This window comes from Paenibacillus thermoaerophilus (genome assembly GCF_005938195.1).
Taxonomy (GTDB): Bacteria; Bacillota; Bacilli; order Paenibacillales; family Reconciliibacillaceae; genus Paenibacillus_W; species Paenibacillus_W thermoaerophilus.
In genome coordinates this window covers 1-21823 of the sequence record NZ_VCQZ01000024.1, presented here as the reverse complement: position 1 = coordinate 21823, position 21823 = coordinate 1, and the positions used below count along the sequence as shown (strand labels likewise).

The window sequence follows — 21823 nt, the reverse complement described above, 5'->3', positions numbered from 1 at the left end:
AGGGTATAACGATGATATGAGGTGAATACGATGGAAGATATACGCCATCTCCTCCAATTGATTACCCGTCGCTTTGGTTTCTTGAACAAAAATTGCTGTTCGGTTGGCGGAGTGGACGTCTCCTTAATACAAAGCCACATTCTTTATGAGATTGATCGACAGCATCATCCGTCCATGCAACAGATTGCGGATACGTTGGGAATGGATATCACAACATTCAGCCGACAAGTCCAATCGTTGATTCGGAAAAAGCTCGTGAAGAAATCGGCTTCTGACCAAGATCGCAGGGTGTATATATTGGAGCTGACGACAGAAGGGAAATTTGTTGCGGCAGCGATTGATAAGCAGGTTCAAGATGACTTGACTCAAATTTTCTCCCATATGAATGAGTTTGAAAAAGAGACCGTGATCCGATCGCTTAAGCTATTGAACGCATGTATGGAGAAAACAGGGGTTTGTTGCAATTAACAATGGGAGAATCATGACCCTGTTGTTTTGTCATATACTTGTATTTTGCAAATAAAATAGCTTATACTTGCCATTTGCAAGTAAAGTCAAAGGAGGAATGGGTATGGACGGGGAAAACAAAAACGAAAAGAGATCATTTCCTGCTTGTTGTCACCTGGAGTTATAGGCTATTCCATCGTCTTCCTTTACGCAACGAACTTTAATATTACTCTGGAGGTATTAACGATGAGCGATCTTACCAAAGACCAAATCCGGCAAAATGTACGAAGCCGCTATAAGCAAATCGCTTTGCAAGAACCGAATTCAGGGACTTGCTGTTCGGCGTCTTCCGCATGCTGTGTCTCACCAACCGAAATTTCTTCCAGACTGGGGTATTCGGCGGAAGAGTTGTCCGCCGTTCCCGAGGGTTCGAATCTCGGTCTAGGCTGCGGAAATCCGCAATCTATCGCGGAGTTAAAGCCTGGCGAAGTCGTATTGGACTTGGGCAGCGGCGGTGGATTCGATTGTTTCCTGGCTTCTCGTCAAGTTGGAGAAGCAGGCCGGGTCATTGGCGTGGATCTGACTCCGGAAATGATCAGCAAAGCCCGCGCCAATGCGTCAAAGGGCGGTTTTTCCAATACGGAGTTTCGGTTAGGGGAAATCGAGCACTTGCCGATAGCCGATCAGTCCATTGATGTCATCATCTCCAACTGCGTCATCAACCTGTCGCCGGATAAACCGCAGGTGTTCCGGGAAGCGTTTCGTGTGTTGAAATCAGGGGGACGGCTTGCCATATCCGACGTTGTGTTGACGGCAGAGCTGCCGCCTGAAATCAAAAATGACCTGGATGCGTTGTATACCGGTTGCATTTCGGGAGCTTCACCGATTGATGAGTTGAAGTTGATTTTGGAACAAAGCGGTTTTACCCAAGTCACGATTGAACCGAAGGACGAGTCGAGAGTATTTATTCAAGATTGGTTGCCCGGAGCCCATATAGAAGACTACATCGCATCCGCGATCATTAAGGGGGTGAAACCTTAAAGAGACCAAAAAGGCGGCAGGAAAGACGCTGGTTTTATGTTTGCACTACCACGATCACCTCGGACCCTGCTGCTGAGATTGTAAAATATGCCAAGGAAGGACAATATGAGCTCATTATTGTCTGCAGCAGAGGTCTGAATAGATTGAAGGAAGTGTTGCTTGGAAGCGTCATCCATCAGGTTGCCCATGAGGCTGCTTGTCCGGTCATGATCGTAAAATAAGAAAAAGTCACCATGGAGTTCAATCCATTGTGACTTTTTCTGTATTAATGGCCAGATGGGGCTGCAAGGCCTATTTGTTCGACAAGGAGCTTGCTTTCCTCATTCAAACCTGAAATTGTGACCTTTTTTCCTTGCTGTTGATACTTGAAAATCACTTTGGCAATCGCCGTTACTGCTGAATGATCCCACACATGAGAATGGCTGAAATCGATAACGATCCGATCCGGATCGTTTTTGGAATCGAAGTGCTCCACAAAGCGCGACATCGTTCCAAAGAACAACTGGCCATGAACGGAATAATGTTTGATTCCATGCGATTCAAGGGAAGAGGAAACTTGAATATTCGAAGCGATTCTCCAACCGAATATAATCGCGCTTAGAATCACTCCGATGATGACGCCTTTAGCCAAGTCATGCGTATATACAACGACGGCCACGGTTACGATCATTACAATTGAATCGCGCAACGGCACTTTTTTCAGCTCGAGCAGAGACTTCCAATCGAACGTGCTGATGGATACCATGATCATAACGCCTACCAATGCCGCCATTGGGATTTGTTTAACCAGATCGCCCAAGACCATGATAAGAAAAAGGAGAAAAACCCCCGCTGTCATAGAGGACAACCGGCCTCGCCCTCCTGACTTCACGTTGATCACGGATTGACCGATCATGGCGCACCCCGCCATGCCGCCGAAAAATCCGGTAATGGTGTTGGCAATTCCTTGACCGCGAATTTCTTTATTTTTGTCGCTCTTGCTTTCGGTCATTTCATCGACGATGGTGGCTGTAAGCAAGGACTCTAAAATACCGACTATGGCCAAAGTCAGGGAATAAGGAAAAATAATCCACAGTGTTTCCAACGATAAAGGTATGTCAGGCAGGTGGAAAAACGGCAACGAACTTGGAATCTGCCCCATGTCTCCTACCGTTTTTACATGAACACCGGTAAAAATGGTTATGATAGTAATAACGATAATGGCTACCAAAGCAGACGGTACCGCTTTCGTTAATCGCGGCAACAGATAAATAATTGCCAAAGTTGCTGCTACGAGAAGATACATAACCCAGGATTCGCCGACAAAATGAGGCAGCTGCGCTAAAAAAATCAAGATAGCCAATGCATTGACAAATCCGATAATGACAGAATGCGGGATGAAAGTAATAAATCGGCCCAACTTTAGAGCCCCCATCAAGATCTGAATGATTCCCGTCAGTACCGTCGCAGCAAGAAGGTATTCAAGACCGTGGTTGGCAACCAGAGTTCCCATCAACAAGGCCATCGCTCCGGTCGCTGCCGAAATCATGCCGGGACGACCGCCGACGATAGAAATAATGACGGCAATGCAGAACGAAGCATACAAGCCGACCATAGGATCAACGCCGGCGATGATGGAAAAGGCGATCGCTTCCGGAATTAGAGCGAATGCAACGGTCATCCCCGCAAGAACATCCATGCGAACATTGGAAAACCAGTCTTTTTTCAATTGTTGCAAATTCAATAGTAGGTTCCTCTCTTTCTGTGATGTTGGTTTGACCTTCCACTCTCAGGTCAGCCGGGTCCGATGTTCACAAAGGCCAATTATACAGACTTTTGTCTTATTTGACTAGATATCCGAGAACATGTAAGTGTTCTAATCCAATATTTAATCTACCTTCCTTTCTCGGTATCATTTTTTGATTGACTTTTTTGTATATATAAATAACAATATGGTTATATCATTATTGAAAATGCGAGGTGAACAAACGATTATGGCATTCGAGACATTGGCCGATACGCTAAAGGCTCTTGCCGATCCGACCCGGTTGAAAATCCTCTCTTTGCTGCGTACGCGCGATTGTTGCGTCTGCGAACTGGTCCCCCTTTTTAATATCTCGCAACCGGCCATTTCCAAGCATTTGAGTCGTCTTAAAACGGCCGGACTGGTCCATGAGACGCGCAGAGGCCAATGGGTGTTTTATTCGCTGAATGAGAAGAAGCTGGAGGAAACCGGTTTTGCTTTAAGCCATCTGCCCGATTTGTCCGAGTGGTTAAAGGAATTGGAAAAGCAGGGGTTATCCGTCACCTGCGAGTAAACAAAAGGGGTACAGACAATGAGCGAAAAGGCTGGGAAACGATTATCGTTCCTGGATCGTTATTTGACTTTGTGGATTTTTGTCGCGATGGCCATCGGAATTGGAACAGGCTCTCTGTTCCCGAATATCGTTTCGTTCCTTGATCAATTTCAAGCGGGAACGACGTCTATCCCTATTGCGATCGGTTTGATTCTGATGATGTATCCGCCTTTGGCAAAGGTTCGTTACGAGGAGTTGGGGCGCGTTTTCCGGAACGGAAAAATTTTAGGGCTTTCCCTCGTGCAAAACTGGGTCATCGGTCCGATTTTCATGTTCGTTCTTGCGATCGTCTTTTTACAAGGATATCCCGAATACATGGTCGGGCTGATCATGATCGGGCTCGCCCGTTGTATTGCGATGGTCATTGTCTGGAACGATCTGTGTAAAGGAGATACCGAATACGCCGCGGGGCTGGTCGCGTTCAACTCGATTTTCCAAGTGCTGTTTTACTCCGTTTACACTTATATTTTTGTGACGATCTTGCCGGGATGGTTCGGTCTGCAAGGTATGGTTGTCGACATTACGATGTCCGAAGTGGCCAAAAGCGTGTTTATTTACTTAGGCATTCCGTTTCTGGCGGGCATCATCACCCGTTTCACATTCGTGAAAGTAAAGGGACGTTCCTGGAATGAAAACGTGTTTATTCCGAAAATCAGCCCGATTACCCTGATTGCCTTATTGTTTACCATTATCGTCATGTTCTCTTTAAAAAGCGACACCCTTGTTCATTTGCCGCTCGATGCGGTCCGGATTGCGATCCCGCTGCTCATTTATTTTGTGGTGATGTTCTTGATTTCTTTCTATATGGGGAAGAAATCGGGAGCGGATTACCCGGTTGCGTCGACACTCGCCTTCACGGCAGCAAGCAATAACTTCGAGCTGGCCATTGCCGTTGCCGTGGGAGTTTTCGGCATTCATTCGGGTGCGGCTTTCGCAGCCGTCATCGGACCCTTGGTGGAAGTTCCGGTCATGATTGCTTTGGTTAACGCCGCCTTGCGGCTCCGGCGGAAGTATTTCCAGCCTCAATCCATATCCTGACGGGAGTGCTCTTATCATGGCTAAAAAAATCGTTTACTTTTTGTGTACCGGCAATTCTTGCCGCAGCCAGATGGCGGAAGGATTCGGCAAAAAATATCTGGGCGACCGGTACGAAGTGTACAGCGCGGGGATTGAAGCGCATGGCCTGAATCCCAGCGCCGTCAAAGCGATGGCGGAAAAAGGGGTGGACATCTCCGCGCAAACCTCGGATGTGATCGATCCGGAGTTGTTGAACAAAGCGGATTACGTCATCACGCTTTGCGGCGACGCCAACGACAAATGCCCGGTCACGCCGCCGCATGTTACCCGGTTTCATTGGGGATTTGACGATCCGGCCAAAGCCACAGGCACGGAAGAAGAGAAATGGAAAGTGTTTCAGCGCGTGCGGGATCAGATCGAGGAGCGAATCAAGTTGTTTGCGGCCGAAGGCAAATAACGTAGGGAGAATAACAGTGTACGAATTGGTGTCGACTGATTCGCATGCTGTTTTTTTTATCCATACATTCAAACCATCATTTGACTGAGCGAAAGGCCGGGAGTATGATAAAACTATACTCAAATGGTCGTTTGATTGATTAGGGGTGCTTCCATGATCGAAAAGGATACGTGCGAACTGTACTGTTTTGACGAAGAAAAAGTGCAGCGGGTACAAAACGCGTTAAATCAGCAAAACATATCGGGCATGGCCGGCATGTTTAAAGCATTTGCCGACGAGACGAGAATGAAAGTGGCGTTTGCTCTGTGCCAAGAAGACGAACTCTGTGTCTGCGATGTGGCGAATATCATCGGCTCCTCGCTGGCGACGGCTTCGCACCATCTGCGAACGTTAAAAAAGCTGGGGCTTGTCAAATATCGCAAAGAAGGAAAGCTGGCGTTTTATTCTCTGGAAGATGAACAGGTGCGACAACTCATCCGTCTCGCTTCTTCGCCACGCAAGGAGGTGACGGTCGTTGGAACGGCATACGCCTAACCGTACGGAACCTAAAAAGGTGTATCGGGTTCGAGGTTTTACCTGTGCCAATTGTGCGGCGATCTTTGAAAAGAACGTAAAAAATCTCCCCGGCGTTCAGGACGCGCAAGTAAATTTCGGCGCTTCCAAACTAACCGTTTATGGCAACGCGACGGTAGAAGAATTGGAAAAGGCGGGAGCCTTTGAAAACCTGAAAGTGACGCCTGAAAAAGAGCGTGCTGCGGAAAAGAAAGAACCTTTTTGGAAAGAAAATGGGGATGTGCTTGTCTCCGCCTTGCTTCTGATCGCCGGTTACTTGTTCGGAGAGCGGTACGGGGAAGGAAATTGGCTTTCTTCTCTCGCCTATGGCGCATCCATTCTAATCGGCGGTTACGCTTTATTTGTCAAAGGCATAAAGAACCTCTTGCGCTTTCAGTTTGATATGAACACGTTAATGACCGTAGCGATTTTGGGGGCTGCCGCCATCGGCGAATGGGGCGAAGGGGCCACGGTTGTTATTTTGTTTGCGATAAGCGAAGGACTGGAGCGGCATTCGATGGAACAAGCCCGTCAATCGATTCGCTCGCTGATGGACCTTGCGCCGAAAGAAGCGTTAATTCGGCGCGGCGGCTCCGAGCTCACGGTAAACGTGGATGAGATTCGGGTCGGAGACATTATGATCGTTAAGCCCGGCCAAAAGCTGGCGATGGACGGAGTCGTCATCAAAGGAGCGTCCACAGTCAATCAAGCCGCCATTACCGGCGAATCGATTCCTGTCGCAAAAGCCGCCGGCGACGAAGTGTTCGCGGGTACGCTTAATGAAGAAGGGCTGTTGGAGGTCAAAGTGACCAAAGGGGCCGAAGATACAACGATTTCCAAAATCATTCATCTGGTCGAAGAAGCGCAAGCCAAGCGGGCTCCGTCGCAAGCGTTCGTTGACCGGTTCGCGAAATTTTACACGCCGGTGATTATGAGTGCGGCCTTGCTTATTGCTGTTTTTCCGCCGCTGGTTGTTGGCGGCAATTGGGGGGAATGGATTTATCGAGGGTTAGCGCTTCTTGTTGTAGGCTGTCCTTGTGCGCTTGTGATCTCCACTCCGGTATCGATCGTGACGGCCATTGGCAACGCGGCGAAACGCGGTGTGCTGATAAAAGGCGGTATTCACCTGGAGGAAGCGGGACGGATCTCCGCTGTTGCCTTTGATAAAACAGGAACGCTGACAAAAGGCGTCCCGCAAGTCACGGACCTTATCGCGTTTGGCGAAAACGAAAACGAACGGTTAAAAATTGCGGCCATTCTTGAAAAAGGCTCGCAGCATCCGATCGCCTCCGCGATTCTGAGAAGAGCGGAAGCGGAACAAGTTGATTTTAAAGCCGATGCGGAAGACTTCAGCTCCCTCACCGGTAAAGGGGTCAAAGGGAAGGTTGACGGACAGCTTTATTATGTGGGCAGCCCAAAACTGTTCACGGAGCTGCACACGTCAATCGATGAAGAAGCTTTAAAACAAATCGATGAGTGGCAATACCAAGGGAAAACGGTCATGTTGCTGGGGACGGAAGAAAAAGTCCTGGCTCTGATCGCGGTTGCCGACGAAGTGCGGGATACCAGCAAAAATGTCATTCAAAAGTTGCATGAGCTTGGCATCAAGAAAACCGTCATGCTCACCGGCGATAACAAAGCAACCGCCGAAACGATCGGCAAGCGATTGGGCATTGCAGAAGTTAAAGCGGAACTGTTGCCGCAGGATAAATTGGAGTATATCCAGACGCTTCGCGCCCAATACAGCCATGTCGCCATGGTTGGCGACGGGGTAAACGACGCTCCTGCCCTTGCCGCCTCCACTGTCGGTATCGCAATGGGAGGCGCCGGTACGGATACGGCTCTGGAAACAGCGGATATTGCCTTGATGGGCGATGATTTGAGCAAGCTGCCGTACACCGTAAGCCTAAGCAGAAAAACACTCTCGATCATCAAGCAAAACATAACGTTCTCGCTTGGAATTAAAGTTTTGGCGCTGCTCTTGATTATTCCCGGATGGCTTACACTGTGGATGGCGATATTCGCCGATATGGGAGCAACGTTATTGGTAACGCTCAATAGTTTGCGATTGTTGCAAGTGTCCGAAAAATGGTGACAGCCTTTCTGTCACCAATATAGCGCTATAATGTCTTTAGAAACGAGGGGGATCACGCTGAAACGGACGGACAGGCTCATGGCGATTCGCAGGAAGCGTTAACCGTTCTGTTCGCGCTCCGCAGCGTGACGAAAATGGCCGACACCCCGTTCCGCCAGGCTAGATGGACGGTGGCGGACAAGATCAGAGCCATTTTGCCGGAACAGACCTTAAAGCAGATCGAACCGATGCTGGAGCGCGTGGAACTCGAAGTCCCGGAGCGAAAGGTGAAAACGCCGCATTTATCCGCATTATTGGAACACGCCGCCGAATCCCGCTGGGTTCGTGTTCTTTACCGTTCCGAAAACCACCGCCGCTGGCTTCAGTTGTTGCCCCGGAGAATATATGCGGCGCACGGCTTTTGGTATTGCGAGGCGTATTCGGTAGCGCACGAGGAACAACGAACGTTTCGCGTGGACCGCTTCGAACAAATCGAAGGGATGGACGAGCCGGTTGATGCGTTAGAGAAAATCCGGCGCGAAAAAGGAAATCATCGCAGCCATAGCGAATCTTCCATCCGAATGGTCGTCAGGCTGACTTACCGGGGAGCGCTGCTGGCCGAACAAGACGAACATATCGGCGAATATGTCAGGCAGGTCTCCGAGGATGTATGGGAAGTGGATTTTATGTGTCCCGCGGCGGAGTGGAGGTGGGCTGTGCGCTTTTTCTATACGCTGGGTCTGGACGCCGAGGTGATCGAACCCGAGTCCTTGCGCAGCGAAATATTCGAAATCGCCCGGCAAGTAAGCGAACGATACAGATTGAAGCCGTAGTTCGGGAGGGGAATATGCTGCAACTGGAACCCAAGCGAGTCATTGGAGAACGCCTGAGAAGACAACGATTGCTGACGCCCATCGAGTGCCCGGAAGACGAGCGGGAGTATCTCGAACTGTTCGGACTGCTGCAACCTGTCGCTCCCGTACATAATACCCGACCGGGTGACCCGCCAAGATTGGTGCATCGTACCTTGTTTCACGACGATGGGCTTGCCGGCAAGCTAAGAGAACGAAATGCGATCATTAAAGGAAGATTTTGCGGCGGGCGCATCGGGTATGTGCTTCAGGAAGATTTGGAGCGGTATGCCGTCGCCTTTCGCAAACCATTGGCCAAAGCAACTCCGATCCACGAAGATATCTTGACGGTACTGAAGACTTCCGGAGGATTGTCGAAAGAGCAATTAAAGCAGGAGCTGAACGGTTACCCGGCCGGGGAAATTTCGAAAGCGCTGCAGTCCTTGCAGGAAGCGTTCCTGGTGTACGAACATCAGCCCGATACGGATTGGGATACGGGATGGTTCGATTTTGCCACGGAATGGTTCGAGATCGAAGCCGACGGCGTCCGCTGCGCGCAAGCCGTTTCCGAGGTGATCCGTACATTTATCAAAGCGATGGTGTTTGCAACAGCAGCCCATATCAAAAGCTGGTCACAACTGCCCGCCAAAGCCATCCGTCAAGGGATCGCGTCCTTGGCGGAGGAAGGCAAGATTGTGGCGGCCGAAGTGGCGGGACTCGGACAAGGGTTCGTCTGTACGGAAGATGCGGAGGGAGGGTTTCCCCCGGATATTCCGCCGTGCGTGTTCATGCTGGACAAGTCGGATTTTCTCGTTCGGGCACATATGGATGAACTTCAGCGGCGGTACAAAGGTTATGAAGTGCTGCAGTTTTTGCTGATCGACGGAGAGTTCAAAGGAGCGGTATTGGGGCATTGGCGAATCGGGCCCTATGATGTTGAGGATATACGGGTGGAGTTGCCGCCGGATCAAGCCGAAATCAGGCGAGATGAAATCTTGGATGCGGTAAGAACCGTATATTCGCCCGATCGCCACAACATCGTCAGGTATAACGGAAAACCGTTATAAACAAGGAGGCGAACGGACTCATGGACAACGGGCAAATACTCGAACGGGCGAAGTCATTTCTGTATAAAAACGCACGGCTGCTCGACCGGAGACGGTATGAATATTTTTTTGAGCAGGGCTCGAAAGAGGCGGTCATTGAGGCGCTTCGCGCCTACCAAAATCCGGATGGCGGATTCGGTAACGCGCTCGAACCGGATATCCGTTGCCCGCACAGCCAGCCGGTGCCGACCGAAATGGCGCTCGCCATTATGGACGAGGTGGACGGCTTCGATCCGCACGTTCTTGACGGAATCATCCGGTATTTGCGAAAGATTACGTTGCAGGACGGCGGAATCCCGTTTGTATTCCGAAGTGCGGGCGACTATCCGCATGCGCCGTGGTGGGCGGCCGAACAAGATGATCAGCCTTCGATCAATCCGACCGGCCATATCATCGGCTTGCTGTATAAGCAGAACGTCCGGACCGATTTTTATCGGGAAGAATGGTTTTCGAAAAACGCGGCGTACATATGGCGCGTCTTCGAACAGGAAAAGCCGAGCGGATACCATGACGGGATTCAATGGATTACGTTTTTGCAGCATACCCCCGAACAAGAGAAAGCAAGCGCGTATTGGCCTGTGATCGACGAATGGCTGCTCCTTCCCGGAACGATCGAGCGGGACCCGGAGGCGAAGGGGTATGTCCACAAAGTGCTGGATTGGGCGCCGGCTCGCGGCAGCTACGCGAACAAGTTTATATCGGATGCGGATTTGCACACGCATTTGCAAGCCCTTGTCAGCCAGCAGCAGGAGGACGGAGGATGGCCGATCAACTGGCCGCCGGTTAGTCCGGGAGGAGAAGCGGAATGGCGAGGCTGGGTCACGGTGCAACGGTTGAAAACGTTAAAGTCGTACGGGATGATCTAGGCGGCAGGAAGTCGTTGTTAAAGATCGCATCCATCTTGACGTTGCGCGAATTCGATGCTACGATCAAATCACAAGAAACCAAAAAACATAGTTGCGGCTGGCGAAAGGAAGAGGTGTGGTCTTGTCACTAACCAAACGGCGCCTGCAGTTTTTGCATAAATTGATGGATCTGTATCAGAAAACGAACCTGCCTATCCATTACGAAACCTTGGCCAAAGCGATCGGCGTCAGCAAATGGACCGCCTACGATATGCTGAAGGAAATTGAAAAGCTGGGCTTCATATCCCGCAGCTACGAGGTCAATACGAAGGAGACCGGGAGATCCCAGGTGGTGTTTGTTCCTACGGCCAAAGCTTCGGAGCTGTTCAGCCAGCCCCGCAGCGAATCGTTCGATCTTGCGGATTGGAATCGGACGGTCACGCATATTTCGAGGCTGCTCAAGGATTTGAAGCACACCGGTCTCAATGAGGCGCTTCGGAAAATGATCGATGAAATATGGAACACGAACACGCGCCTGAAATTTTGCGCGTATATGATCGGCTTGCTGCTGGTGTACCTGAAGAAGCTCGGAGGCAAAACGGAATCGCTGATTCGCCATATGGTTCAAAAGGCGCCCAGCAAAGAGACGGGCATGACGATGTTTATCGGCTCCGTTCTGGGGACGATTATCCAAACGATGAACGACGATCTGGGCCTGGAGATTACGGAGCTTGTATCCAAGCTGCTCAAATCCGTCGCGGATCTTTCCCGCGAGGAAAAAGAATGGCTGTCCGATATTCTGGAGAGAGGCTTTGCCGCGTAAGCCGTTCTCGTTTGCTTTGTTTTTGGGTCTTTTGTGTGGAGTGCTTAAATTCCATGACGAAAGGAGCTTCCCCTATGGCCTATTATCGCGAGTTTTTGTCCAACAACGTCATTCGTTTTGTTGCCGGTTTGAGCCTGCTTGGCGCGGCGCTGACTTGCCTTTATTTTGACGGTTATGTCACGATTCTCGCGCTGGTCTTGGGCGCGCTGGTTTATGCCGTTGCCGAATACGCGGCGCACCGGTATTTGCTGCATGAGTTTCCCAAGCTCGCACCCGCGTTGTACCGGGGGCATGTCGAGCACCATAAACATCCGCAGGAGCTGAAATATTTATTCAGTCCGGTCTACTATGACGTGTTGATTTACAGCATCTACATTCCTCTGGTATGGCTGGTTTTTCGGCAGTTTTCCGTTACGGTCGCCGTCGTCACCGGCACGCTTTTGTTTCAGCTTTATTATCAATGGATGCATTATGCGGCGCATCGTCCGATTGTGCCTCGGACAGCTTGGGGAAGGTGGATGAAAAAGAAACATTTGCTGCATCATTATAAAGATGAATACGCCTGGTACGGTGTATCCCACCCTGTCTTGGATTATGTTCTGGGAACCCATAGGGAACGCGACCGATTGGCAAGGGAAGCGGGCACCGAAGCGGGAAGTTCGTCGTCAGTCAATAACGCCGAATGAATTTGTCGAGAGGACGTGAACGAAATGAAAGAAACGATCGGAAAAGCCATCGCGCTTGGATTGGGATTGGCCGTCGCCGGCAAGGAGCAGATCGAGAAAACGGTTGAAGAGCTGGTGAAAAAAGGCGAAGTCACCCGGACGGAATCCAAGGCGTTGATGGAGGAGCTTATCAAGAAAGGAGAGGAGACGCGGCAGCAGTTGGAGGCGATGGCGAAGGAACGCATAAACGCCATTCTGGGCGAAAAACGATTGGCTACCCGGGAGGATATCGCGCGGATCGAACAGCGATTGGACGCGTTGGAGCGCAAAGTCCAGAACTGACTGGAGGCCGTTCATGAATACGGGAAGACGGATTCGGCAGTTGCAGCGGTACCGGACGATCGCCTCGGCGTTTGCGCGCAACGGACTTGGATATGTCTATCAAGAAATGGGTTTGACCGAGAAGCTTCCGTTCTTTCGGGACGAAGAACGGAAGGGCATACATAACAAAAGCGTCGGCGAGCGGATTCGTCTGCTGCTGGAGGAGCTGGGGCCGACCTTCGTCAAGTTGGGTCAAATCGCAAGCACGCGGCCCGACTTGATTCCCGCCCACATCTTGTCGGAACTGGAGCGTCTTCAGGATAACGTGCCGGCGTTCTCTTATCGGGAAGCCTCCGCCATCATCGAGCAGGAGCTGGGTGCGCCCGTCGAAGAATTGTTTCTGCATTTTTCCGAAACGCCTCTTGCGGCCGCCTCCATCGGGCAGGTCTATCGCGCCGTACTCAAGGATGGAACAGCCGTCGCCGTCAAAGTGCAGCGTCCGGATATTCAAACGCTGATCGAAACCGATCTGGACATCCTGGCCGATTGGGCCAGATTGGCCGAGCACCGGCTGGAGTGGGCGCGAAACTACCGGCTGCGCGACATTGTGGACGAACTCGGGAGAGCGCTGCGCGCTGAATTGGACTATACGACGGAAGCGCGTAATGCCGAGAGGTTCGCGAACCAATGCAAAACATGGAAGTATGTCCAGGTGCCGACGGTTTATTGGGATTACTGCACCAGACGGGTATTGACCATGGGCTACATAGAGGGGATTAAGCTGTCCGACCAGGAACAGTTGGATCGGGCCGGACTCGATCGCAGATTGCTTGCGGAGCGGTTTGCGAAGACCATCTTTCATCAGGTGCTGGTCGAAGGGTACTTCCATGGCGATCCTCACCCCGGCAATGTGCTGGCGCTTAAGGACGGCAGCCTGGTCTTGCTTGACTTCGGCATGGTAGGGCGGTTGACGCCCGGGATGAAGAAGCATTTTGCGTCGTTTGTCATCGCCCTGCGGAATCAAAGTTCCAAAGGCGTGATCCGCGCCATTTCCAATATGGGCATTGTCCCGGAAGATGTGAACATGGAATTGCTGTACGCGGACGTGGACGACATGCGCGAAAAATATTACAAGGTGCCGTTAAATCAGGTAAGCCTGGGAGAAGCCGTCCAAGATTTGTTTGCCGTGGCGCTCCGCCACCGGATTCGGATTCCAACGGAATTGACTTTGCTTGGAAAGGCGCTTTTGACGCTGGAAGGGGTGGTGTCGGCATTGGACCCGGCATTCAGCGTCTTTGATGTGGCCGAGCCGTTTGGGAAGAAGCTGTTCCTGGAACGGTTGAGCCCCATACAAATGCTGAAGACATGGATGGAGGATGTGCCCGAGTATCTGGATCTGCTGCGCGAGGTCCCGTTAGGCTTGAAGCAACTGTCTTCGCTGATGCGGAGAGGACAGGTGCGCGTGGAGGTCGCGGTTCCTCAGTTGGATGCCTTGATGAAGAAAATGGACCGCATCAGCAATCAATTGTCGTTCAGCATTGTTCTGCTTTCTCTTAGTATCGTGATGGTCGGACTGATTATCGGCGCGGCCCTGAGCCATTCCCAAACGCTGCTCTGGCGGATTCCCGTTATTGAGATCGGTTTTGTTATCGCGATGCTTTTGTTTATGTGGCTCATCTACGCCATCTTTCGTTCCGGCCGTTTCTAGCCGGGCAATCCCGCTTCGGCTAGATGAATAGAAGACCCATCATTCACGCAGAAGGAGCACGTCATCGCTTCTTCTTTTTTATTGATATCGAAAATCATTATCAATATAATGAAGGGATGATAAGTTGTTTTGCACAGGTGGTGGAAGCAGGTTGGACACCGGCATCGAACAGGAGACACAGGCGCATGTTCCGCTCGATCGGTTGATGTTTAGACTTCGTTCCGTCGAAGGGGTGAAAGGGGCGCTTGATTGGAGCTCCAAGCAGCAGTTTACCGACTCGCATGTGCTTATGGCCGTGTTGAAGGGCGAAGGAAGCATCACCCTGGGCCTTCGCGAATACCGGCTTCAGCACGATACCGTCTATGTGTGCCCGCCTCATGAAACTTACGGCATCTCGGCCGAATCGCCGCACGAATTGATGATGTACGCGATAAGCTTCGATGTGTTCCGGGCCCCCGAGTTTGGCCGACAGCCGCCGCAAACAGCCGAAGAGCTGCATCCGTTCCCGTTAAACGGACCGTTGCAGGTGCATCCGGCGGATCAACTGCCGGTCTTATGCGGCACGATGCTGGAGGATTGGCAGAGCGGCGACGAACTGGACCGGTTCCACGGACAGCTTGTTTTTCAGCAATTGATCCATTACGTGATGAAAAACAGTTTTTCTCTGTCCGGCGACCCCGGATCTGCCTTGCAATCCGCCAAAGACTATATGGACCGCTTCTACAACTCGAAAGTCACGATTCATCAACTCGCTCAAATCGCGAAAATCAGTCCGAAATACTTCGTGGATTTGTTCAAGAAAACATACGGCGTCAGCGCGATGGATTACTTGACGTCGCTTCGGATCAATCAGGCCAAACGGCTGATGGCGCGGTCCGGCGTTCATCCCCTCAAGATGAAGGACATTGCGCAAGAGGTCGGCTACCACGACGAATTTTATTTCAGCCGAAGGTTCAAGAAGGAAGTCGGGATGACGCCGACCGTCTATATAAAAAGCCGCCGCCGCAAAATCGCCGCTTATACCGCTCCGGTGGCCGGCCAGTTGCTTGCGCTTCATATCATTCCTTACGCGGCGCCGATGCATCCGAAATGGACCGCTTACTATTACAAGACGTACCGCGAAGACATTGCCGTTCATCTCAGCGCCTATCGCAAAAATCAGCATTGGGAAGCGAATGTCGCCAAACTGGCGGAGGCGCGCCCGGATATCGTGATTTGTACGGATCGGGTCGATCAGGCCGAGAAAGAGAAGCTCGATCGCGTGGCGCCCGTCGTATATGTCCCGTGGGAGTTGAACTGGAGAGACCAGCTCCGGTTTATCGCCGAAGCTTTGGGGGAAACGAGGGAAGCGGAGCTGTGGCTGGAGAGCTACGACCGGAAAATAACGATGGCCAGGGACCGGTTGCGGCGCGAAGCAACAGAGGACACCGTTCTGATCTTAAGGATATCGAATCAGACTCTGTCCGCCTATTGCAACCGCAGCATGGCGGAAGTGTTTTATGGGGACTTGCGGATGCCCGCCTCCTGTCTGGGCGGCGGCGCCGAATACGATCAGAGGATAACGCCGGAACAGTTAGCCGACGTTCAGGCCGACCGGCTGTTGTTGTTGATCCGCCAGGAAACGGAGACGTTGAATTTCTGGTCGTCGCTGCAGCATTCGGCCGCGTGGCTGGACTTGAAGGCGGTCAGGAACCATCGGGTCTGCTATATTTCCTCCGATCCGTGGTGCGAATATTCGGCTTCCGCGCATGAACGGATCGTGATTACCGGAAGTCTGGAAGCGATGGAAGACGCGCTTGCGCTTGGCGTCAAACCCGTAGGCGGAATTACCGTAGGAGGCAAGTTCCCGGGCATGTTCGCGGAAATTACGGGTTCGACGCAGCCGATCGGAGAAAAAGCGCAGCCCGATATCGAAGCGATCCTCAAGCTTAAACCGGATGTGATTCTGAGCACCACGAAATTCCCGGCCGAAGTCGGTGATAAATTGGTCAAAATCGCTCCGACCATCCCGGTCTCCCACGTATCGACGGATTGGGAAGCGAATCTGCGGCTTCTGGCGGAGCTTACCGGGAACGAGGCCAAGGCCGAACAAATTCTGCAGAAGTACAAGGCGGATCTCGAAAATGCCAAGAAGCAACTGGGCGAGAAGCTGAAAGACAAAAAGGTCGTCATCGTCCGGATCAGAGCGGGAAATATCATGATCTACCACGACGACATTTTCTTTAATCCGTCGCTGTACGCCGATCTGGGCCTGACTGTGCCGGAGCAAGTCAAAGCCGCGAAGTCGCAGGAAGTGATCTCGCTGGAGAAGTTCAGCGAGATGAATCCGGATTACATCTTCGTGCAGTTCTCGGAGGACGAGAACGCGGATAAGCCGAAAGCTCTGGAGGATCTGCAAAACAATCCGATCTGGAAGAGCCTGAACGCGGTCAAAAACAACAGGGTGTTCGTGAATGTCGTCGATCCGCTCGCGCAAGGCGGCACGGCGTGGAGCAAAGTCCAGTTCCTGAAAGCGGCTATAGAAAATTTAAACAAGTGATGGTAAAGGCGGATCTGCCCTTATGCGATTCAAGAATCCAGCGGCGGCGATGATCCTGGGGATTTCCCCGGCGATCATCGCCGCCACGATTGTTGCTTCCGTCCTGTTTGGCGCCAAACAGATCCATTGGACGATCGTTTGGGATGCGCTCGTTCATTTCGACGAGAACGACGTTAACCATCAGATCATCGTTCATTCCCGAATGCCGAGGGCGATCGGCGCGCTGCTGCGCTTTTCTGGCCGTATCGGGCGCCATGATGCAGGGGATGACCCGAAATGATTTGGCCTCCCCTTCGATTATGGGCGTGTCCGACGGATCGGTATTCGCCATCACGCTGTGCGCGGTGCTGATTCCGGGCGCTTCTTCGCTCAGCATGATCTTTTTTTCTTTGCTCGGCTCGGCGATTGCCGCAGGTTTTGTGTTCGGCTTCGCTTCGCTGCTGCCGGGGGGCCTAAGTCCGGTGCGAATGGCCATCATCGGCACGATTATCGGAACGTTCCTGAGCAGCGTGTCCGCGGCGCTGGCCGCTTATTTTCAGGTATCCCAAAACATCAGTTTCTGGTATAACGCGAGACTTCACCAGCTCGATCCCGGGCTGATCGAATTGGCGATTCCTTTTGCCGTTGTCGGTCTGACGCTTGCTCTTCTCCTCTCCAAATCGATCACGACCTTGTCGCTGGGCGAAGAAGTGGCCGTCAGCCTGGGGCAGAAAGTGAAATTAACCAAAGCGGTTGCCGCCTTAAGCGTTGTGACCCTGACGGGGATCTCCGTCGCGCTGGCGGGGAACATCGGATTTGTCGGATTAATCGTTCCGCATATCGCCCGATTTTTGACCGGGACGGATTACAGGTGGATCATCCCGTGCGCGGGCGTGCTCGGCGGCATCTTTCTCGCGCTGTGCGACATCTTCAGCCGGTTTGTCCATTATCCGTACGAGACTCCGATCGGTGTCGTCACCGCGATGATCGGCGTTCCGTTTTTCCTCTATTTAATCCGCAAGAGAGGAGGGGAAAGCCGTGGTTAAGCCTTCGTCCGCACGTTACCGGCTCGTGTGGCTCGCCTGTGCCGGATGTATTTTCGCGGTGTTTTATGTAAGTCTGACGAACGGCACCTTCGATATGTCCGTCAGGGAGGTTCTGAATACCCTCCTGCGAATCGATCCCGTGCCGGAGCATGATTTGGTTATTTTCGAGTTCCGGTTGCCGCGAATTATTGTCGGCGCTCTGGTCGGATTCGGTCTCGGCGCAGCGGGGGCGGTCATTCAGGGGATCACCCGAAACGAGCTTGCCGATCCGGGAATTTTGGGGATTAACGCCGGAGCGGGGGCCGCCATTGTTCTGTTTATGTTTTGGTTTCACGGGCATTTCAGGGGCCTGGACCTGCTCGGCATTTTTGCCATGCCCTTGTTCGGTTTGGTCGGCGGCTTGCTGGCCGCCGTTTTGATTTATTGGTTCTCCCGGGTGAACGGGAGGCTGGACCCGCAGCGTCTGATTCTGGTCGGAATCGCGATCGGATTCGGCTTCGGAGCGCTCGCGCTGTACGTATCGCTCAAGATGAACCCCCAGGACTTCGAGATGGCCACCGTATGGTTGACCGGGAGCATTTGGAGCAGCAACTGGTCTTATATCGGTTCGATGCTTCCCTGGCTTCTTGTTCTGATTCCGATCGTAATCGGAAGAGCGCGTATCCTCGATCTGTATCAGTTGGGGGAAGACGGCGCGAAAAGTCTCGGCGTGCGCACGGAAATGGAAAAGCATATGCTGCTGCTCTGCAGCATCGGCATCATCAGCGTATGCGTGTCGGTATCGGGGAATATCGGATTTGTCGGCTTGTTGTCGCCGCATATCGCCAAACGTCTGGCGGGCCTTCATCACCGGCGCGTCATTCCGCTGGGAGGAGCGATCGGCATGCTGCTCGTGATGGCTTCGGATTTTATAGCGAAGACGGTTTTCGCTCCGGTGGAGCTTCCCGTCGGAATTGTCATTGCCATCGTCGGCGTGCCCTACTTTGTGTACCTGCTGTATAAAACCAGAGGAGTGATCTGAGCATGGACATTGGACGCCAACGCCGTGTTTGCGACCGTGGTCGAGACCTTGCGCGTACAATCGCGGCGTTCGGTCATCGCCATCAAGAAAGGTCCTCAGCCGCGAACAGGCGAATGAATGGGTCAAGCCGGGTTCGTTCGCGAAACCGCTACTTCGGCACCGTATTCCAGGTCCTGAATATGTTTTTTTCTTTTTGTCATACTAAGTAAAACATAAGGCAAGGAGTGCGAACAGGAGTGAGAATATGAACCGTAAGTTTAGGAAAATGAGCGGCGGACGCACGAAATCCATCTCGGCTAAGCAACAAGAGTTAAAAGAATCCTCGGACTTTCTTTCTTATTCTCATCAAAAAACACCTCAGTCCTGCGTCATCAGTTACTATAAATCGCTGATCGACCCCGAAATTTTACACCGGGACATTCTTGTCCATCTGTCCGAGGAATCGGGCGCTTCTCTGAACGCCTTATACGAATCGATTCCGATTGCCGACAAGAAGATCTCCTGCGACTGGGATGAAATTCAGGAGAAATTGTTGCGCGGATATGTCGTCATTCAATATGGCGAGAAACAGCCCGAATGTTTATGGGTGAACGCGGCGTTGTCCAAAGGACGTGCGGTCAATTCGCCCGAGGTTGAATTTAGCGTAGTCGGACCCAAAGAAGCCTTTGTCGAATCGCTGGACCTGAATCTGAACTTGATTCGCAAACGCTTGCCTACCTCCAACCTTCGAGTCACAGAAATGATCGTGGGATCGCTATCGAAAACAAGGGTAGCGATCTGCTACCTCGACAATATTACGAATGATGAATATGTGAATACCATGACCCAACGGATCCAGGACCTTGACGTTGATTTCATGCCGGATATTACGATGTTGGTTCAAATGATCGAAGATAACCCGGATTCCGTATTTCCGCAGTTAATTGAAACGGAAAGACCGGACCGCTTAGCTCAAGGACTTGCATTAGGGCAAGTAGGCGTCTTAATGGACGGATCGCCGAGCGGCGTTATCGGTCCGGCAAAGTTGGGATGGTTTTTAATCGCACATGAAGATTATTACCTGCCTTGGCATATGGGTTCGTTCTTCCGGGTTCTGCGTCATATGGCCTTGCTGTTTTCCGTGCTGGCCACCTCCTTGTACGTGGCGGTTTTGACGTATCACTACCAGATTATCCCGAACAACCTGCTGCCGACGATCGTATCTTCAAGAATCAACATCCCTTTCCCGCCTTTACTGGAAGTGATGATTATGGAATTCTCGATTGAATTGCTGCGCGAAGCCGGCGCGCGATTGCCGACCAAAGTCGGACAGACGATCGGGATCGTCGGAGGTATTGTGCTGGGGACGGCAGCCGTCGAAGCGTCGCTGACAAGCAATATTTTATTGATTCTCATCGCTTTGTCCGCCTTGGCTTCGTTCACCACCCCAATTTTTCGTATGAGCAATACGATACGGATTCTTCGTTTACCCTTCATTGTCGCCGCGGAACTGTGGGGGCTATTGGGGATTTTTATTTGCGGGGCTTTTGTCCTGACCCATCTGCTGAAATTAAAATCGCTCGGCATTCCTTACTTGGCTCCTTATTATCCGCTTCGCGTTAATGACCTGAAGGATTCCGTCGTGCGCCTACCTTACAGCGTCATGTATAAACGGCCCAGTTACTTTCGGACCAAGAACCCGATCAAGTTTAATCCGGGCAAAGCCAAAATCAAGAAAGATATCGACGAATAAAACGAATGCTGCAAACGGGGTTAGACCATGAGTTCAAACGTGAACGAGCGTTTTCAGATATCGCCGTTTCTAATCTTGTTTGTGATCCACGCGATGCAATGGGGGGTCGGTTATCTTTCGTTCCAGAGAGAGGTTGCGCAATTCGCCGGGCAAGATGCCTGGATCGCGGTTATCCTGACGGGGATCAGCTTTCACATCGTAATCTGGATGATGTATCGAATTTTCCGGACGTACCGGAATCAGACCGATCTGGTCCACATTCACCGCAATCTGTTCGGAAAGTGGATAGGGGGGCTGCTCACCGTTTGCTTTATCGTGTATTTGGTGATGTACGCCAGCATGATCTTGCGGTCTTTTATCGAGACGATCCAGGTGTGGATATTCCCCCAACTGCAAACCTGGGTGCTCGGATTGGTGCTTCTCCTGCTCGCCTATTATGTCGTCTTGGGAGGGTTCCGCGTGATTGTGGGGATCTGTTTGGTGAGTTTTGTTCACTATATCTTTCTTCCCACTTATTTTTTTCTCGGCGAATATTTTCATTTCAGCAACTTGACTCCCATTCTTGAGCATTCGATGACGGACCTCCTGCAAGCATCCAAGCAAATGTCGTTCTCCTATCTGGGCGTGGAAATTTTGCTTATTTGTTACCCGTTTATCAAGAACCCGAAGCAATCCCACAAGTGGGCGCATGCCGCGAATGCCGTGTTAACCTTGTTTTATCTTTCGCTAATCGTTTTCTCGTTGGCTTTTTATAGTCTCGGGCAGCTTATGAACGAGGAATGGCCGACGTTAACCTTGTTTAAATTTGTCCAGTTGCCGTTTGTCGAGCGGTTCGAATTTGTCGGGGTGTCGTTTAATTTGTTCCGGGTTCTGCCGATTTTGTGCTTGGCGTTATGGGCGGCCAGCCGTACGGGCAAATTGTTGTTTTCGGTCAAACAGTCCAAAGTCGTTCCTTTTTGTTTGCTTGCGGTTTTTACCGTCGTCTGTCTGCTTCCGAACCGCCAAAGCATCAACGCGGGATTGTCTTTTATGCTGACCATCGGATTTTATCTCGTGTACGCGTACATTCCCTTGTTGTTCGTCCTGCACTTGTTCAGGAAGAAAGAGAGAAACCCGATATGAACCGGATGATCGCCTGATAGCGTCCCGTCAAGTGGTGTAAAATCGATTTCTACTTTGTGACTCATATTTATTTCTGCAAGAGCATAGCAGACGTTAAAAGTGGATCACTGTCAAGAAAGTGGACACAACTTTTATCCTGCC

19 protein-coding genes and 3 pseudogenes are annotated in these 21823 nt (G+C 51.5%); 21 read left to right on the top strand and 1 reads right to left on the bottom strand.

What is annotated here, in order from left to right; translation table 11 throughout:
• Positions 1-30 precede the first annotated feature (30 nt).
• The 3 genes and pseudogenes from FE781_RS14660 to FE781_RS18185 all read left to right on the top strand — a co-directional run.
• Positions 31-468 carry a MarR family winged helix-turn-helix transcriptional regulator gene (locus FE781_RS14660; RefSeq protein ID WP_138790378.1) on the top strand — a complete coding sequence of 146 codons (438 nt, stop codon included), beginning with the start codon at positions 31-33 and terminating at the stop codon, positions 466-468.
• Positions 469-693: 225 nt separating this feature from the next.
• Positions 694-1488: an arsenite methyltransferase gene (locus FE781_RS14655; protein ID WP_138790377.1), complete on the top strand. Its 795-nt coding sequence runs from the start codon at positions 694-696 to the stop codon at positions 1486-1488.
• Positions 1489-1520: 32 nt separating this feature from the next.
• Positions 1521-1709: pseudogene (locus tag FE781_RS18185) on the top strand (universal stress protein); the annotation flags it as partial.
• Positions 1710-1753: 44 nt separating this feature from the next.
• On the opposite strand, the gene FE781_RS14645 reads toward FE781_RS18185, so the two are convergent.
• Positions 1754-3211 carry a SulP family inorganic anion transporter gene (locus FE781_RS14645; RefSeq protein ID WP_138790376.1) on the bottom strand — a complete coding sequence of 486 codons (1458 nt, stop codon included), beginning with the start codon at positions 3209-3211 and terminating at the stop codon, positions 1754-1756.
• 250 nt (positions 3212-3461) lie between these two features.
• Here FE781_RS14645 and FE781_RS14640 point away from each other — a divergent pair, with 250 nt between their 5' ends.
• The 18 genes and pseudogenes from FE781_RS14640 to FE781_RS14560 all read left to right on the top strand — a co-directional run bounded on the left by FE781_RS14640 (position 3462) and on the right by FE781_RS14560 (position 21682).
• On the top strand, positions 3462-3785 hold the full coding sequence (locus FE781_RS14640; RefSeq protein ID WP_062493939.1) for an ArsR/SmtB family transcription factor: 324 nt from the start codon (positions 3462-3464) through the stop codon (positions 3783-3785).
• 18 nt (positions 3786-3803) lie between these two features.
• The gene (gene arsB, locus FE781_RS14635) at positions 3804-4862 is read left to right on the top strand and encodes an ACR3 family arsenite efflux transporter (RefSeq protein ID WP_138790375.1); all 1059 of its coding nucleotides are present in this window, start codon (positions 3804-3806) and stop codon (positions 4860-4862) included.
• Positions 4863-4878: 16 nt separating this feature from the next.
• Positions 4879-5298, top strand: a complete 420-nt coding sequence (arsC, locus tag FE781_RS14630; RefSeq protein ID WP_138790374.1) for an arsenate reductase (thioredoxin) — start codon at positions 4879-4881, stop codon at positions 5296-5298.
• A 153-nt stretch (positions 5299-5451) separates the two neighbouring features.
• Positions 5452-5832 (top strand): ArsR/SmtB family transcription factor, encoded by a 381-nt coding sequence (locus FE781_RS14625; RefSeq protein ID WP_062493930.1) that lies wholly within the window; start codon positions 5452-5454, stop codon positions 5830-5832.
• Positions 5813-7945, top strand: coding sequence for a heavy metal translocating P-type ATPase (locus FE781_RS14620; protein WP_138790373.1), 2133 nt, complete (start codon positions 5813-5815; stop codon positions 7943-7945). Before FE781_RS14625 ends, FE781_RS14620 begins: the two co-directional genes overlap by 20 nt.
• 134 nt (positions 7946-8079) lie before the next feature.
• A complete protein-coding gene (locus FE781_RS14615) occupies positions 8080-8757 on the top strand; it encodes a helix-turn-helix transcriptional regulator (protein ID WP_138790399.1) in 678 nt (225 codons plus the stop codon).
• A 14-nt stretch (positions 8758-8771) separates the two neighbouring features.
• Positions 8772-9842, top strand: a complete 1071-nt coding sequence (locus tag FE781_RS14610; protein ID WP_062493926.1) for a DNA glycosylase AlkZ-like family protein — start codon at positions 8772-8774, stop codon at positions 9840-9842.
• Positions 9843-9862: 20 nt separating this feature from the next.
• Entirely contained in the window at positions 9863-10747 is an 885-nt protein-coding gene (locus tag FE781_RS14605; RefSeq protein ID WP_138790372.1) for a prenyltransferase/squalene oxidase repeat-containing protein, read from the top strand.
• 121 nt (positions 10748-10868) lie between these two features.
• Positions 10869-11549, top strand: a complete 681-nt coding sequence (locus FE781_RS14600; RefSeq protein WP_138790371.1) for a LexA family transcriptional regulator — start codon at positions 10869-10871, stop codon at positions 11547-11549.
• A gap of 74 nt (positions 11550-11623) precedes the next feature.
• The gene (locus tag FE781_RS14595) at positions 11624-12235 is read left to right on the top strand and encodes a sterol desaturase family protein (RefSeq protein ID WP_170209561.1); all 612 of its coding nucleotides are present in this window, start codon (positions 11624-11626) and stop codon (positions 12233-12235) included.
• Between the two features lie 24 nt (positions 12236-12259).
• Positions 12260-12556: a phasin family protein gene (locus tag FE781_RS14590; RefSeq protein WP_138790398.1), complete on the top strand. Its 297-nt coding sequence runs from the start codon at positions 12260-12262 to the stop codon at positions 12554-12556.
• Positions 12557-12569: 13 nt separating this feature from the next.
• A complete protein-coding gene (locus tag FE781_RS14585) occupies positions 12570-14243 on the top strand; it encodes an ABC1 kinase family protein (RefSeq protein WP_138790369.1) in 1674 nt (557 codons plus the stop codon).
• A 205-nt stretch (positions 14244-14448) separates the two neighbouring features.
• Positions 14449-15225, top strand: a pseudogene (locus tag FE781_RS18180) (helix-turn-helix transcriptional regulator); the annotation flags it as partial.
• Complete coding sequence (locus FE781_RS18175) at positions 15214-16782, top strand: ABC transporter substrate-binding protein (RefSeq protein ID WP_379252643.1); 1569 nt, start codon at positions 15214-15216, stop codon at positions 16780-16782. The pseudogene FE781_RS18180 and the gene FE781_RS18175, both read left to right, overlap by 12 nt.
• A gap of 22 nt (positions 16783-16804) precedes the next feature.
• Positions 16805-17807, top strand: a pseudogene (locus FE781_RS14575) (FecCD family ABC transporter permease).
• The gene (locus tag FE781_RS14570; protein ID WP_138790367.1) at positions 17800-18828 is read left to right on the top strand and encodes a FecCD family ABC transporter permease; all 1029 of its coding nucleotides are present in this window, start codon (positions 17800-17802) and stop codon (positions 18826-18828) included. Before FE781_RS14575 ends, FE781_RS14570 begins: the two are co-directional and overlap by 8 nt.
• Before the next feature lie 244 nt (positions 18829-19072).
• Positions 19073-20560, top strand: a complete 1488-nt coding sequence (locus tag FE781_RS14565; RefSeq protein WP_246068192.1) for a spore germination protein — start codon at positions 19073-19075, stop codon at positions 20558-20560.
• 27 nt (positions 20561-20587) lie between these two features.
• Positions 20588-21682, top strand: coding sequence for a GerAB/ArcD/ProY family transporter (locus FE781_RS14560; RefSeq protein WP_138790366.1), 1095 nt, complete (start codon positions 20588-20590; stop codon positions 21680-21682).
• Positions 21683-21823: the final 141 nt, after the last annotated feature.

What these genes read in the sequence shown, in the direction of transcription:
- FE781_RS14660 (WP_138790378.1), top strand. Translation starts at nt 31, where the DNA reads ATGGAAGATATACGCCATCTCCTCCAATTGATTACCCGTCGCTTTGGT.
- FE781_RS14655 (WP_138790377.1), top strand. Translation starts at nt 694, where the DNA reads ATGAGCGATCTTACCAAAGACCAAATCCGGCAAAATGTACGAAGCCGC.
- FE781_RS14640 (WP_062493939.1), top strand. Translation starts at nt 3,462, where the DNA reads ATGGCATTCGAGACATTGGCCGATACGCTAAAGGCTCTTGCCGATCCG.
- arsB (WP_138790375.1), top strand. Translation starts at nt 3,804, where the DNA reads ATGAGCGAAAAGGCTGGGAAACGATTATCGTTCCTGGATCGTTATTTG.
- arsC (WP_138790374.1), top strand. Translation starts at nt 4,879, where the DNA reads ATGGCTAAAAAAATCGTTTACTTTTTGTGTACCGGCAATTCTTGCCGC.
- FE781_RS14625 (WP_062493930.1), top strand. Translation starts at nt 5,452, where the DNA reads ATGATCGAAAAGGATACGTGCGAACTGTACTGTTTTGACGAAGAAAAA.
- FE781_RS14615 (WP_138790399.1), top strand. Translation starts at nt 8,080, where the DNA reads ATGGCCGACACCCCGTTCCGCCAGGCTAGATGGACGGTGGCGGACAAG.
- FE781_RS14610 (WP_062493926.1), top strand. Translation starts at nt 8,772, where the DNA reads ATGCTGCAACTGGAACCCAAGCGAGTCATTGGAGAACGCCTGAGAAGA.
- FE781_RS14605 (WP_138790372.1), top strand. Translation starts at nt 9,863, where the DNA reads ATGGACAACGGGCAAATACTCGAACGGGCGAAGTCATTTCTGTATAAA.
- FE781_RS14595 (WP_170209561.1), top strand. Translation starts at nt 11,624, where the DNA reads ATGGCCTATTATCGCGAGTTTTTGTCCAACAACGTCATTCGTTTTGTT.
- FE781_RS14590 (WP_138790398.1), top strand. Translation starts at nt 12,260, where the DNA reads ATGAAAGAAACGATCGGAAAAGCCATCGCGCTTGGATTGGGATTGGCC.
- FE781_RS14585 (WP_138790369.1), top strand. Translation starts at nt 12,570, where the DNA reads ATGAATACGGGAAGACGGATTCGGCAGTTGCAGCGGTACCGGACGATC.
- FE781_RS18175 (WP_379252643.1), top strand. Translation starts at nt 15,214, where the DNA reads ATGACGCCGACCGTCTATATAAAAAGCCGCCGCCGCAAAATCGCCGCT.
- FE781_RS14565 (WP_246068192.1), top strand. Translation starts at nt 19,073, where the DNA reads ATGAACCGTAAGTTTAGGAAAATGAGCGGCGGACGCACGAAATCCATC.
- FE781_RS14560 (WP_138790366.1), top strand. Translation starts at nt 20,588, where the DNA reads ATGAGTTCAAACGTGAACGAGCGTTTTCAGATATCGCCGTTTCTAATC.